This window comes from Bacillus sp. URHA0034, from assembly GCF_056280405.1.
This window is the reverse complement of the sequence record NZ_JBWCDK010000002.1, coordinates 1,729,785-1,742,894: the sequence shown is the minus strand read 5'-3', so window position 1 is coordinate 1,742,894 and position 13,110 is coordinate 1,729,785. Positions and strand designations below refer to the sequence as shown.

General features: G+C 38.0%; 14 protein-coding genes and 1 riboswitch. Of the genes, 8 read left to right on the top strand and 6 right to left on the bottom strand.

Features of this window, described 5'->3' with window-relative positions; all coding sequences use genetic code 11:
- Nucleotides 1-28: 28 nt before the first annotated feature.
- Entirely contained in the window at nucleotides 29-1,183 is a 1,155-nt protein-coding gene (locus ACZ9EE_RS10345) for a histidine kinase N-terminal domain-containing protein (RefSeq protein WP_476026780.1), read from the bottom strand.
- 211 nt (nucleotides 1,184-1,394) lie between these two features.
- Nucleotides 1,395-1,503: riboswitch (TPP riboswitch) on the top strand.
- A gap of 114 nt (nucleotides 1,504-1,617) precedes the next feature.
- Between ACZ9EE_RS10345 and thiT the strand changes: the two genes are divergently transcribed.
- From thiT to fumC, 7 genes are all read left to right on the top strand, one after another.
- Nucleotides 1,618-2,208: an energy-coupled thiamine transporter ThiT gene (gene thiT / locus ACZ9EE_RS10340; RefSeq protein ID WP_476026778.1), complete on the top strand. Its 591-nt coding sequence runs from the start codon at nucleotides 1,618-1,620 to the stop codon at nucleotides 2,206-2,208.
- A 159-nt stretch (nucleotides 2,209-2,367) separates the two neighbouring features.
- Nucleotides 2,368-2,592, top strand: coding sequence for a FeoA family protein (locus ACZ9EE_RS10335; RefSeq protein WP_476026776.1), 225 nt, complete (start codon nucleotides 2,368-2,370; stop codon nucleotides 2,590-2,592).
- Entirely contained in the window at nucleotides 2,592-4,595 is a 2,004-nt protein-coding gene (gene feoB, locus ACZ9EE_RS10330) for a ferrous iron transport protein B (protein WP_476026774.1), read from the top strand. The genes ACZ9EE_RS10335 and feoB overlap by 1 nt, the downstream gene beginning before the upstream one ends.
- A gap of 21 nt (nucleotides 4,596-4,616) precedes the next feature.
- Nucleotides 4,617-4,772 carry a FeoB-associated Cys-rich membrane protein gene (locus tag ACZ9EE_RS10325; protein ID WP_476026772.1) on the top strand — a complete coding sequence of 52 codons (156 nt, stop codon included), beginning with the start codon at nucleotides 4,617-4,619 and terminating at the stop codon, nucleotides 4,770-4,772.
- A gap of 131 nt (nucleotides 4,773-4,903) precedes the next feature.
- Nucleotides 4,904-5,359: a helix-turn-helix transcriptional regulator gene (locus ACZ9EE_RS10320; protein ID WP_476026770.1), complete on the top strand. Its 456-nt coding sequence runs from the start codon at nucleotides 4,904-4,906 to the stop codon at nucleotides 5,357-5,359.
- 119 nt (nucleotides 5,360-5,478) lie between these two features.
- Nucleotides 5,479-7,503 (top strand): transglycosylase domain-containing protein, encoded by a 2,025-nt coding sequence (locus tag ACZ9EE_RS10315; protein WP_476026768.1) that lies wholly within the window; start codon nucleotides 5,479-5,481, stop codon nucleotides 7,501-7,503.
- A gap of 524 nt (nucleotides 7,504-8,027) precedes the next feature.
- On the top strand, nucleotides 8,028-9,407 hold the full coding sequence (gene fumC / locus ACZ9EE_RS10310) for a class II fumarate hydratase (RefSeq protein ID WP_476026766.1): 1,380 nt from the start codon (nucleotides 8,028-8,030) through the stop codon (nucleotides 9,405-9,407).
- Between the two features lie 79 nt (nucleotides 9,408-9,486).
- Here the strand turns inward: fumC and ACZ9EE_RS10305 are convergent, their stop codons facing one another.
- Nucleotides 9,487-9,693: an alpha/beta-type small acid-soluble spore protein gene (locus tag ACZ9EE_RS10305; RefSeq protein WP_098529737.1), complete on the bottom strand. Its 207-nt coding sequence runs from the start codon at nucleotides 9,691-9,693 to the stop codon at nucleotides 9,487-9,489.
- A 325-nt stretch (nucleotides 9,694-10,018) separates the two neighbouring features.
- Between ACZ9EE_RS10305 and ACZ9EE_RS10300 the strand changes: the two genes are divergently transcribed.
- Entirely contained in the window at nucleotides 10,019-10,261 is a 243-nt protein-coding gene (locus tag ACZ9EE_RS10300) for a hypothetical protein (RefSeq protein ID WP_476026763.1), read from the top strand.
- Between the two features lie 37 nt (nucleotides 10,262-10,298).
- On the opposite strand, the gene ACZ9EE_RS10295 is transcribed toward ACZ9EE_RS10300, so the two are convergent.
- The 4 genes from ACZ9EE_RS10295 to ACZ9EE_RS10280 all read right to left on the bottom strand — a co-directional run bounded on the left by ACZ9EE_RS10295 (nucleotide 10,299) and on the right by ACZ9EE_RS10280 (nucleotide 13,072).
- A complete protein-coding gene (locus tag ACZ9EE_RS10295) occupies nucleotides 10,299-11,411 on the bottom strand; it encodes an ABC transporter ATP-binding protein (RefSeq protein ID WP_476026762.1) in 1,113 nt (370 codons plus the stop codon).
- A 107-nt stretch (nucleotides 11,412-11,518) separates the two neighbouring features.
- Nucleotides 11,519-12,421, bottom strand: a complete 903-nt coding sequence (locus ACZ9EE_RS10290) for a PucR family transcriptional regulator (protein WP_476026760.1) — start codon at nucleotides 12,419-12,421, stop codon at nucleotides 11,519-11,521.
- Nucleotides 12,422-12,542: 121 nt separating this feature from the next.
- Nucleotides 12,543-12,728 carry a hypothetical protein gene (locus ACZ9EE_RS10285; RefSeq protein WP_476032920.1) on the bottom strand — a complete coding sequence of 62 codons (186 nt, stop codon included), beginning with the start codon at nucleotides 12,726-12,728 and terminating at the stop codon, nucleotides 12,543-12,545.
- Between the two features lie 134 nt (nucleotides 12,729-12,862).
- Nucleotides 12,863-13,072, bottom strand: a complete 210-nt coding sequence (locus ACZ9EE_RS10280) for a YheE family protein (RefSeq protein WP_476026758.1) — start codon at nucleotides 13,070-13,072, stop codon at nucleotides 12,863-12,865.
- Between the last annotated feature and the right edge of the window lie 38 nt (nucleotides 13,073-13,110).

The following is a 13,110-nucleotide window of genomic DNA, read 5'->3' as shown; positions in this document are numbered from 1 at the left end:
TTATTAAAAAGGGGATTTGATGATGTTACTATAGAGTAATTTCTTGGTCGTCTAATTGGTCTAATGCTACTGGTAAGAAAATGGAAAAGGTGGTTTTATCCTGTGAAGAGTCACAGGTTAATTTTCCTTTATGTTTTTCAATTATTTCTTTACAGACAAAGAGCCCCAGGCCTGTTCCTAATTTTTTTGTAGTGAAAAAAGGTTCAAAAATGGTTTTATGCAATTCGGAAGGAATGACAGGTCCATTATTTGAGATACTTATTTTAATCGTTGTATTGTCTTCTAATGAACTTATGATCTCAATGGTTGGATTGGTTACCTCATGATGATTCAAAACATCAATCGCATTGAAAATGATATTGATAAAAACTTGTCTTATTTCATCTGCATAGCCAATCAAGGTGAAATCACCGGTCAAATGATTTTGAATCTTAACTTTACCATCTAAAATGCTCGGGTAGAGGAAATTTAAAACCTCATCTATTAAGTTATTTAATTTGAAGTAAACCTTTTCCTTGCCAATCAGCTCTTTTTTTGAAAGCAGCAAAAACTGTGAGATCCGAAAATTAAGCTGATCTAATTCGCTTGAAATAATATCTAAATATCGCATATTTGGATAATCAGCTTTTAGTAATTGTATAAATCCTTGTACTGATGTAAGCGGGTTTCTAAATTCATGAATAAAGCTTGAGGTCATTTGGCCGAGTAGTGTTAAGCGATCTTGGTGGGTTGAATCAATAAACATCGTCTTTTCTTCAATAATTTTATTTTTTGCTTCCGAATAATGGGATACGGCAAAATATAAAAATTTATCAAAACAGAAATTAATATCATTAATCGATTTCTGCAGGTCGGACCATGTGAGTCCTGTTTTACTTAAATAGCTATATAAAACGGTCCGGCCGGTATTGACATTGTAAACAAAATCACCAATGTTAATGTCTGCCAAAACTCGTTCCTTTGAAATATCAATGGCAATCTTTTCAATAACATTTAATAATTCTTCCTTTGATAAGGTATGCATGGTAAGAATGACATCTAATAGGGCTTCGGCATTTTCACGAATTTTACCTTTAAAGGGATCACCCTGGTAAATCATTATTGTTTCTTCCCATTCTTGTACTAATTGCTGTTTGTTATGCGCAAAAAAGGCGACTAAATCCGTTTGTTCTCCCGTAGACATGTTGTTTCCCCCTATTGGTTTTAACCAACTGATTACCATGATAATTCGCTGATGATTGTAAAAATCCTTTATAAAATTGTAGAAAAATTTTTTACCTAGTAAAATGTTGTTAATTATTAATCATTTAGAAGGAAATTGATAACATTCCCTAAAATAAAAATCTTGTTTAATTAGAGGAAGAGTAGTATATTTTTTATGGATAACAATTGAATACTTCCACAGGGGGAGCTGCTTTTTATGCGGCTGAGAGTGAACGACCAAGTTCTGACCCTATGAACCTGTTAGTTAACACTAGCGTAGGGATGTGGTTTGCTAAATACAAAAGCAATTCAGACATTCCTTGTCTGGATTGCTTTTTTTCTTCTATTTACGGGTGCCATATAGTCTATGGGAAGAGATCAAGAGGTTCCAATTAGATAAAGGGGGAGAAGTTGGTGTATCAAACGAGAAGTAATACATTATTTATCGCAGAGGTTGCTGTATTTACTGCGCTTGCTTATTTATTAGATTTCGTAGCGGGGATTGTTTCTTTAAAAATTTGGCCGCAGGGTGGTTCCATATCCATTGCGATGGTACCAATATTTCTGATTGCCTATCGCTGGGGGATTAAAGGCGGACTTTTAACAGGCTTTTTATTAGGGTTACTTCAGTTTATTATGGGATTTTCACAAGTTTATACGATTGTTCAAGGAATTATTGATTATTTTATTGCTTTCACAGTAGTTGGAGCCTCAGGGATTTTTGCTTCAGCGATCAAAAAAGCACTGAATGAACAGAACAAAGGAAAATGGATGACGTACGTAATAACTGGGGCATTTTTGGGAAGTGCGCTAAGATATATTTGCCATGTGATTTCCGGAATTGCCTTTTTCGGAGAGTATGCTCCTAAAGGCCAGCCGGTAGCTATCTACTCATTACTTTATAATGGAACTTATATGCTGCCGAATTTCATCATAAGTGCAATCATCACCGTTTTGTTAATTAGTGCACTACCAAAGAAGATGGTTCTGCAAAAAAGTCTATAAGAACGAAGAAAAGGAAAGGATTATCTTTTCCTTTTTTTTTGCATTTTAAGATTTTTTTTCGAACTTTTGTCAAATTTATTATGCTTATTAACTCAAAAAAGTGTTAAAATACATTTAGAAAGATAATCATTCTCAATTAACTTAGATAGGGTGATATACATGTTTGGAGCTTTAAAAGCAGGAGATAAAGGGAAAATAATTGATCTTTCTCATGTTGGTCACCTCGTTCAAAGACGCTTACTCGATTTAGGAATAACTGAAGGATCTGAAGTCTGTGTAAAATGTGTGATGCCATTTGGCGGACCGATTATGATAGAATCATGCGGCCAGTGTGTTGGACTGCGCCGGAAAGAAGCAGTTCAGATTGAAGTGGAGAGAATATAATGGAAATCGCTCTAATTGGAAACCCGAATACTGGAAAAACCTCATTATTTAATAATTTAACAGGTTCCTATGAGTATGTTGGTAACTGGAGCGGTGTAACAGTTGAAAAGAAAGTCGGCGTTTTCAAGAATAATATTGGACAATTAATAGATTTACCTGGAGTATATACTCTTAACCCTTTATCAAAGGATGAGGGGGTTGTTACCTCTTTCTTTTTGAATGAATCCGTTGACCGATTATTAAATATATTAGATGCATCCCAATTAGAACGTAATTTACATTTAACGTTGCAATTGCTCGAGTTTGAGAAGCCTGCACTTATAGGTTTAAATATGATTGATGTTGCTAATAAACGGGGTATTCATATTGATGCCTCTAAGCTTGCTGAGGGACTTGGCGTTCCAGTTGTGCCTGTAGTGGCCCGAAGCGGAAAAGGTTGTGACAAGCTTGTTGATGTAATCTCTACAAAATCAATTCAGCCTGTGAATAAACATCTTGTCTATTATGGTAAAGAAGTCGAGGAGGGAATTTCTGCCATTACCGGAGAAATAACGGGTAAGACCAGCCACTCTACACGTTTTCTAGCCATTCAATATTTTGAGGGGAATCAATACGTTCGAAATTATGTTAACAGTATTGCCAATCCTCAAAGGATAAACGATATTGTAAACAACTTGGAAAACAAGCTGCAAGCACAGTTGGATAAAAAGTCACTTGCCAATTATATTTATTTAAAACGAAGAGAAGTGATTGAAAAAATCGTTGCGGATGCAGCAAGCAAAAGTCACTCAGGTTTACCACTTTCTGAAAAAATTGATAGCATAGTAACAAATCGCTTTCTAGGGATGCCTATTTTTCTTTTGCTAATGTATTTCATGTTTATGCTGACATTTGATTGGCTGGGAACACCACTTTCTGATATACTTGATGCCTTTCTAACTGGACCAGTTACTACAGGCTTTGAGGCAGTCTTGAGTGCGATTCATGCCTCAGATTTTATTCACGCCTTAATTATTGAAGGATTAGTAGCAGGTGTTGGCGGCGTACTAGTGTTTGTACCGCAAATTTTTATACTTTTCTTGTTTATTTCCTTATTAGAAGACTCAGGTTACATGGCACGTGTTGCCCTTGTAATGGACCGCATAATGGAATCGGTAGGATTAAATGGCAAAGCGTTTATCCCGATGATGATCGGCTTTGGCTGTAATGTACCTGGGATTATGGCTGCTAGAACAATAGAAACACCTAGGGAGAGACTATTAACTATCCTTTTAACACCACTAATGTCATGTTCAGCAAGATTACCGGTATACGCCTTATTTGTAGGGGCTTTTTTTGCAGGGCATAAGGCATTCGTCGTCCTTAGCCTATACGTGTTGGGAATTGTGGTAGCATTAACGTTAGCGAAAATCTTTTCTAAAACTCTACTAAAATTAGAAACATCTTTATTTGTAATTGAACTACCTCCGTACAGACTTCCACAGTTTCAATCATTATGGAGAAGTACTTGGGATAAAGGGAAAGGATTTGTTAGAAAGGCTGGAACATTTATTTTTGCCGGTTCGGTCTTTATCTGGCTGTTATCCTATGCTGGTCCTGATGGTTTAAAGGTGGATATGGATCATAGCTACTTAGCTGCCATTGGTAATATAATCGCACCTATTTTTGATCCGATTGGCTTTGGCACCTGGCAGGCAGCTGCTTCCTTAATAACGGGCTTCCTGGCAAAAGAAGCGATTATTTCAACGATGAATATTATTTACTTTGTGCCAAATGATGCAAGCCTGCAAGGGTTATTGGCTCATTACTATACACCGCTTGCAGCCTATAGTTTCATGGTCTTTATCCTATTGTATATTCCTTGTCTAGCAACGACGGCAACGATTTATAAGGAAACAGGTTCTAAAAAATGGACGGCTTTTGCCATGATATATGCGTTTGTGATTGCCTATGTATTATCCTTGGTCATATATCAAGGCGGAAAATTGTTTGGTTGGATGTAAAATCTGGAAGGGGTGGAACGAATGATTGCTAGTATCATAATCGGCGTGGCTATTTTTGGGTATGCAGCCTGGGCTTTAGTAAAGTTTATAAATAAATCCAAGAAGGGAAAATGCGCCGCCTGTGATTTGAAAAGTTCTTGTTCAAGTCAGTGCAGTATTCCACCACAAATAAAATAAAAGTATTTTAAAACTGCTATAGTGATTTATAGCAGTTTTTTATTGTTATGGAAATTATAAAATTTGAAATTTGAATACTCTAATAATCTTGTGTAAAATTACACTAGAAGAAATTGAAGGAAGGGCTTACTGTGACCAGGGATGAAATTATTATGCAGGTTTCTGAGAAGCTTCGTCTAATTAGGGCAGAAGCCGGTTATACACAGGATAAGATGGCTGATATTATTGGTGTCTCGAAGAAAACTCTTGTTCAAATTGAAAAGGGGAGGGTTTTAGCTGGCTGGTCGACGGTTGTTGCAATTTGTGCCCTTTTCCGAGAAACGGAGACGGTCCAATTTTTATTTGGAAATGAACCCCTTGAGGTATTAGAAACAGTTGCCCTAAACGGAATTGATCTTCGGAAAACAAAAACGCTTGGAGGCCGAGTTTGGTGGAGGGTAATTTCACAAAAAAACAGCTTTATTCTCCAACAAAATATTTTAAGTAAGCATTTTCGGATACTAGATGATCAAAACTATCGTATCTTTTCAAGCTTCGATGAAAAGCTTTCCAAACAACGCTTTAAAGAACTGGTAAAAAGTGAATAATAGAATTACGAAAAGATGTGGTCTCGGCCCATCTTTTTTTGATAAAGATGTTATAAGTCCTAATAAATAACCGGAAAGTATACCTTTAAAAGAGATTACAGCTAAAGGATGTCATCATAGTGGTATTTACTAATAAAGTAATCGGGCTCTATAAACAGCTGAAAAAGAGGCATTTGTTTCAAGTGATTGTTTTATTGATACTGATTTTAATACTATCCTTTGTCGGCTTTCTTTCCTATTTTACAAAGGATGCAGATATTTCAGGGTTAAAGAATGAGTTGCCACAGCCAACGATTTTTTATGATGTTAATGGAAAAATGGCTAGCAAAGTGTCTGCTAATAAGAATGAGGGGGTTCCCATTAAAGTAGTCCCTGCTTCCTTAAAAAATGCCATTATAGCGATTGAAGATCGTCGATTTTACAAACATAATGGGGTTGATTTAATCGGAACTGCACGTGCACTCTTTCGAGACTTGAGGGCAGGAGGGATGGTTGAAGGAGGAAGTACGATTACACAGCAATTAACGAAAAATACCATTCTTACGTCTGAAAAGACCTTTAAAAGAAAGATGCAAGAGGTTTTTTTAGCAATTGCAGTTGAACGGAAGTATTCAAAATCTGAAATCCTGCAAATGTACGTGAACCAAATATATTTTGGCGACGGCGCCTATGGAATTAAACAAGCGGCCAGCAAATATTTCGCCAAAAATGTCCAGGATTTATCCGTCAGTGAATCGGCTTTACTTGCCGGCTTAATTAAGGCACCATCAGCACTAAATCCCTATAAGCATATGGAAAAGGCAACTGAAAGACGAAATCTAGTCTTGGCTGAAATGAAGGAACAAGGCTATATCAATAACAGTCAGTATCAAAAGGCAAAAAATGAAAAGATTGTCTTAAATGATAATGGCGGCGATCCGTTCCGCGGTAAATATCCATATTATGTCGATCAAGTATTAGATGAGGCCATTACACGATACGGTTTTACACAGGATGAATTATTAACAGGCGGCTTCAAAATTTACACGGAACTTGATCCAAAAATGCAATCGGCTATAGAAGAAACCTATCATAATAATTCCCTTTTTCCTAAAAGTAGCGACCGTCTTGTCCAGAGCGGCGGGGTTTTACTTGACCCAAAAACAGGTGGTGTCAGGGCCATTATTGGCGGAAGAGGGGAGCATATCTTTAGAGGTTATAACCGTGCCTCACAATTAAAGGCACAGCCGGGCTCATCCTTTAAGCCGATAGCTGTTTATACACCAGCGCTAGAGGAAGGCTGGAAAATTACCGATATGCTTAAGGACGAACCAATGAAATTTGGGTCTTATCAGCCTGGTAATTATGATCACCAGTATGCTGGTGAGGTCCCTATGTATGAAGCGTTAAAGGAATCAAAAAATGTTTCTGCCGTGTGGCTCTTAAATGAATTAGGAATTGATAAGGGAGCTGATTCTGTTAAGCGTTTTGGTATTCCGCTGGCTAAAGAGGATGACAATTTAGCAATGGCGCTAGGAGGTTTGCATAATGGGGTTTCCCCTTTAGAGATGGCCGAAGCATTTTCAGTCTTTCCTAATAAAGGAAGCAGAATTAAGGCCCATGTGATAAAAAAAATTGTTGATCCAGAGGGGAAAGTAGCCGCCGAGTGGAAAGAAAAAAAGGTGAGGGTTACCACGAAAGCTGTAACGGATAAGATGACGACTATGCTGCTTGGTGTGGTGGAAGAAGGAACCGGAAAAGCAGCAAAAATCCCTGGAAGAGAAACAGCTGGAAAAACAGGTTCTACCCAGGTGCCAATCAAAGGGATAAATGGCTTGAAGGATCAATGGTTTGTTGGTTATACTCCTCAATTAGTCGGTGCGTTCTGGGTCGGGTATGATAAAACAGATGCTGACCATTATATTACTCCGACTAGTAGAACTGGTGCTGCTGTTGTCTTTAATAAGGTGATGGAAGAGTCATTAAGGGGCACTAAGAGCCAAAGTTTTAATGTTCCGCATATTGGCCCACTAATTGAAAAAAGGAAAAAGGAAGAAGAAAAAAATAATTATCAAGAACATTTTCATAATGAAGTTCAAAGATGGGAAGACAAGTGGAATAAACAAATCGAAAAATGGAGGAAGAAAATAAAAGGCCGCTCCTAACCAGCATTATTCAAAAAGAATTCACCTCCAAGTCACAAAAGTGTAATTTTTATCACTTGCTGCATCTCGTCTTTATGATATTTTTAATTCAAAATCAAAGGGTGGGATGTATATGTCAGAATACTCAATTGTATTAGCAATTGGCAGTTTTTTAATTCTTTCTTACTTTATCGGATATACACTCATTAAATCATAAGGAGGCTCACCCAAAAGGTGGCTGATGAAAAATTTTTTACACTCTGTTGATTGGAGCGGAAGGCGCGAAGACTCCTGCGGGAGTACGGGGCAGGGGAGACCCCACAGGCGCTTAAGCGCCGAGGAGGCTCCCCAGGCCCGCCCGCGAACCGCTCGTGCCTGGAGCGGAAATCAACAGACTAATTTAATGGATAAAAAAGAAGGTGCCCCCTAATAGTTATACTTTTGGGACAGCTTCTTTTTTATTTTAACAAATTGGTGTGAAGTTTTTAAATAAGTCAACAATGGATATATATATTGAAGTAATCGAAATTGTGAGGTGGATCGTCATGGAGAAGTTTAGAATTGAAAAGGACACACTCGGAGAGATTCGTGTTCCTGAAGAAAAGTATTGGGGAGCGCAAACACAGCGAAGCAAGGAAAATTTTAAAATTAGCGAAGAAAAAATGCCGCTTGAAGTGGTCTATGGGCTGGCCTTAATTAAAAAAGCAGCTGCTCTCGTAAATTGTCAATTAGGTAAGCTGAGCGAAGTCAAAATGAACGCCATCGTAAAGGTATGTAATGATATAAATAACGGAGATTATGATCAACATTTCCCATTACTTGTCTGGCAAACAGGAAGTGGAACGCAATCCAATATGAATGTTAACGAAGTGATCGCAAATCGGGCAAACAATTGGCTAGCCGAAATAGGCAGTACAGAAAAGATTCACCCAAATGATGATGTAAATATGTCACAAAGCTCAAATGATACGTTCCCAACTGCTATGCATATTTCCGCCTATATAAAAATTACTGAAGCACTATTGCCAGCGATTGCAGAACTGAAAAAAACATTTCAGGAAAAAGAGAGAGCTTTTGCTGACATTGTAAAAATCGGCAGAACCCATTTGCAGGATGCAACCCCGCTTACACTTGGCCAGGAAATCAGCGGCTGGAGGGGAATGCTGGATAGAGACGAACAAATGATAAAAGAAGCAAGTCAGCATTTATTGAGTTTAGCGATTGGAGGAACAGCTGTAGGGACAGGAATTAACGCTCACCCACAATTCGGCCAGATGGCGGCAGAGGAACTCAGAAAGATAACGGGTTATTCCTTTAAATCGTCTGATAATAAATTTCATGCCCTGACAAGTCATGATGAAATTGTTTTTGTCCATGGAGCTTTAAAAGCATTAGCCGCTGATTTAATGAAGATAGCCAATGATGTCCGTTGGCTGGCGAGTGGTCCGCGCAGTGGAATTGGTGAAATTAATATTCCCGCGAATGAACCAGGAAGTTCCATAATGCCGGGGAAGGTTAATCCCACCCAAAGTGAGGCCATAACGATGGCAGCTTGTCAGATTTTTGGAAATGATGCCGCAATTAGCTTTGCAGCCAGCCAAGGAAATTTCGAGTTAAATGTCTTTAAACCAGTCATTATTTATAATCTCATTCAATCCATACGACTTCTTGGAGATGGAATTCGTTCCTTTAATGAAAACTGCGCGATAGGAATAGAAGCGAATATAGATAAAATTAAAAACAACCTAGAGCGGTCGTTAATGTTAGTTACAGCCCTTAATCCACATATCGGGTATGAAAAAGCGGCGGAAATCGCAAAGCTTGCATTTAAAGAAAATTGTACCTTAAAAGAAGCAGCCCTTAAAACCGGTTATGTAACGGAAGAACAATTTGCTGACTGGATTCAGCCTGATAAGATGGTTTAAGCAGCAATTGTAAGCCCCCTCCTTATGAAGGAGGGGGCTAAGCCATATTATTTAATTTGCCAATAAAGTTTGTTAAAAATTAGCGTTGGAATCCGCCGCCAAGTTGAGATTCTGCCATTGCTACTAGACGCTTTGTAATTTCTCCTCCGACAGAACCGTTAGCACGTGAAGTAGTATCTGCACCAAGATTCACGCCAAATTCTTGAGCGATTTCATACTTCATTTGGTTAAGTGCTTGCTCGACGCCTGGTACTAAAAGTTGATTAGAGTTGTTGTTACTTGCCATAGTTGAATAACACTCCTCTTATTAATTTTGGGGTCAGTATGGAATTGAACCATAATATTGCCACCTGGCCTAACCCATATTATCAATGGTGTTGATAAAGAATAATTGGAGATGCCTCATTTTTTGGTTGGATGATCCGGATTTGCACCGGAAGTTACCCTTGTTGTTGGCTTCATCCATCGGTGTAATTGTTGCTTTGTAATGTTTATTATGATTAATTTTTGAAGTTCTATTCAAAAAAAATGGCTAGAAATTTATTCCATTACATACGAAGCTTAAGTTAACACAAACTAACATTATCTTATAAATAAAAGGGTGAAACATATTGGCAATATGCCCAGTTTGTAATGGTTTAAGAGAAGTTTATTTAATGTGTACGAATTGCGGGGAACCAATGTTAGAAAGCGGGCGTCTCATTGATTTTTTTGATGATTACAGTCCCTATATGGAAATTGATCTAATGAAACTCGAGGATGGGTATCCAGATACGAATTCAGGCCAAAAGTGTCCACACCTATATAGATGCCCAGCCTGTCATCGTGATGAAGTGATTTTTATAAAAGAATGACCCCGTTACCTAGATAACGGGGCCAAGTCTCTATCATTTATCTTTCATTTACTGTTCTGATACGTGATTCAGTTTCGGTATCAAAGAAATGCGCCTTATTTAAGTCAAAAGCAAGGTCAATGGAATCTCCAGGCTGGACTTCTGCACGTGAATCTAAACGGGCAACGAAATCCTGACCGCCGATGCTAGAATAAACCATCATTTCTGCACCAGTTAACTCAGCAACATCAACATTCGCTTTAATTTTTGTTCCAGCTGATGCTTCGATAAAGACAGGCTCATCATGGATATCCTCTGGGCGTACACCAAGGATCACATCTTTTCCAACATAGCCTAGTTCACGTAGGAATTTCATTTTTCCTTCAGGAACAGCAACCGAAGTATTGCCAATCACAAATTTTCCATCTTGTAGTTTCCCATTAAAGAAGTTCATAGCAGGTGAGCCGATGAAGCCGCCAACAAAGACATTTTCAGGCTTTTCATATACTTCTTTAGGTGAACCGACCTGCTGAATGACACCGTCCTTCATAACAACTAAACGTGTTGCCATTGTCATCGCTTCTGTTTGGTCGTGAGTAACGTAAATAGTAGTAGTATCAAGACGGCGGTGAAGCTTTGCAATTTCAGCACGCATCGCAACACGAAGTTTAGCATCTAGGTTTGATAATGGCTCGTCCATTAAGAAAACTTTTGCATCACGAACAATTGCACGTCCGAGGGCAACACGCTGACGCTGACCACCTGAAAGTGCTTTTGGTTTACGAGCTAAGTAAGCTTCTAAGCCAAGGATCTTTGCTGCTTCTTTAACACGACGATCGATTTCGTCTTTTGGAAATTTACGTAATTTTAATCCAAATGCCATGTTATCATATACAGTCATGTGCGGATATAAAGCATAGTTTTGGAAAACCATCGCGATATCACGATCTTTAGGAGCAACATCGTTTACTCTTTTTCCATCAATATAGAAATCACCTTTAGAGATATCTTCAAGTCCGGCAATCATTCGAAGTGTTGTTGATTTACCGCAGCCTGATGGACCAACAAAAACGATAAATTCTTTATCCTCGATATGCAAGTTGAAGTCCTGTACAGCTGTTACCTTATTATCGTAAATTTTATAAATATGATCTAATTTTAATTCAGCCATTTTTTTCTTCCTCCCTGTGTAAGTTGTATCTTTAGTTTACAGGGAATGAAAACATTTACATATAGACAGGTTGCACAAAAATTGAAAACGCTTTTTTGGGCATGTTGTCATTTCTGCTGTTCATAAAGCAGGCAAGCTAGGAAGACAGTAAAAGCCCCATAAAAATCCTTTAGACCGATTCCTGACTTTTCGACAAATTTATCAATTCGATACTGTAGTGTATTTCGATGAATATATAATTTTTTTGCTGTCATACTGGCATTCAAATTGTTTTCAAGAAAAACTTTGATCGTCGAAAACATTTCATGATCTTCTTGGAATAGCTCAACGATTTCTTGGCTAAGCTTACTTTTTAATTCGAGCGGCAGGTGAAAAGCTAAATAAGCAGGAAATACCCGTTCAAAAGTGAAGATATTTAACTGACCCATCCGTGAAACAGCAAAGGAAAAATACTCCTTCTCTTGATGAAATTTACTTGGTAACTGCTCGGTAAATCCACTTGGTTTACCGATGTAAAAAGAAATTTTTACATAAAAATCGCTTTCAAGTGTTTCTGACATGGAAAGAATCTCTTCCTCTGAGAGGGCCATCGTATTCTTTTCTTCAATTACGATCCCTCTGCTTCCGCCTTCCCAAATAATCATTACATCTTCAGTGAAAAAGCCTTTTAAAGCGGATTCTATTTCAGGTTGATTGGCTTCAGCCCCATTTATATTGAACTGGATAATTCTAAGCGTATTTCCAGTTGTTTGGTTAGGCAACGGACCATTTGAATATAGGAAATCATGCCATGCTTTTAAAGTCGGATGGAGGCTTGAATTTGGAAACTCTACTAGAGAATAGAGTGTTTTAAGGAGACTTACTTCCCGTTCATTCAGCTCTGTTTTAGGAATCCCAATCCATTCATCCTCTGCTTCATTGCAGAAATATAGATATCGATCTGATGGATTTTCGGGCTTGCTGGGAAAAAGGATGGAATTTTGATAGAGTGACATTATTTTTTTTATCATATATGATTTCCCCGTTTTTAAAGATTTTCAGGCTTTAGGCAATATTATACCAATAGTATGGCAGAGCATAAAAGATAAATGGCTGTACCTATCTATATTATTAGGTACAGCCACGGCAAATTTATTCAACTTCAGCTGGTGGTTCTTCTTTAGGCAGATCATGTGCTTCCTCAATATTCGCAGCATCTTGGCGGGTATGAACTGAACCGCCGGACAATCCTTCATTGATCATTCTATCTACATCTACATAAGCCTTGTCTCTGCCTTCAAAGGCAGACGCATTAGTAGAGAGATTATCCTTAACCATGTGCGTCACCCTTTCCTCTGATTCAAATGAACCAGCAGACTTTCCCGTTCTGGCCGCGGGTTTAATCCCCTCAAATAAGAAGAGATGATTATCTTATTGTGTGGGAAATTGCAGGGTTTCATGCATTTATTTCTCTATTCATAAACATGATAAAGCATTAACTCATGAATCTGGCTCGTTAATATGTCAAGGTCCTCCTGTCCAGGTGCCTCACCAGTCCATTCAATCGTTCCAGTTTGGTGATAGGTTCCAGTATATTTTTTTCTCTTATAATAAAAGGAAATACTCCAGCCGGGAATATTTTGATTTGAAAAAAGCGGTTTATATTGAAAGTGAATAAGCATGAGACATCCTGCTCCTCCTTAAGACTATTATAAGTATA

Coding starts and splice junctions, on each gene's coding strand:
- ACZ9EE_RS10345 (WP_476026780.1), bottom strand. CDS start 1,183: ATGTCTACGGGAGAACAAACGGATTTAGTCGCCTTTTTTGCGCATAAC.
- ACZ9EE_RS10335 (WP_476026776.1), top strand. CDS start 2,368: ATGTTTGGAGCTTTAAAAGCAGGAGATAAAGGGAAAATAATTGATCTT.
- feoB (WP_476026774.1), top strand. CDS start 2,592: ATGGAAATCGCTCTAATTGGAAACCCGAATACTGGAAAAACCTCATTA.
- ACZ9EE_RS10325 (WP_476026772.1), top strand. CDS start 4,617: ATGATTGCTAGTATCATAATCGGCGTGGCTATTTTTGGGTATGCAGCC.
- fumC (WP_476026766.1), top strand. CDS start 8,028: ATGGAGAAGTTTAGAATTGAAAAGGACACACTCGGAGAGATTCGTGTT.
- ACZ9EE_RS10305 (WP_098529737.1), bottom strand. CDS start 9,693: ATGGCAAGTAACAACAACTCTAATCAACTTTTAGTACCAGGCGTCGAG.
- ACZ9EE_RS10295 (WP_476026762.1), bottom strand. CDS start 11,411: ATGGCTGAATTAAAATTAGATCATATTTATAAAATTTACGATAATAAG.
- ACZ9EE_RS10290 (WP_476026760.1), bottom strand. CDS start 12,421: ATGATAAAAAAAATAATGTCACTCTATCAAAATTCCATCCTTTTTCCC.
- ACZ9EE_RS10285 (WP_476032920.1), bottom strand. CDS start 12,728: ATGGTTAAGGATAATCTCTCTACTAATGCGTCTGCCTTTGAAGGCAGA.
- ACZ9EE_RS10280 (WP_476026758.1), bottom strand. CDS start 13,072: ATGCTTATTCACTTTCAATATAAACCGCTTTTTTCAAATCAAAATATT.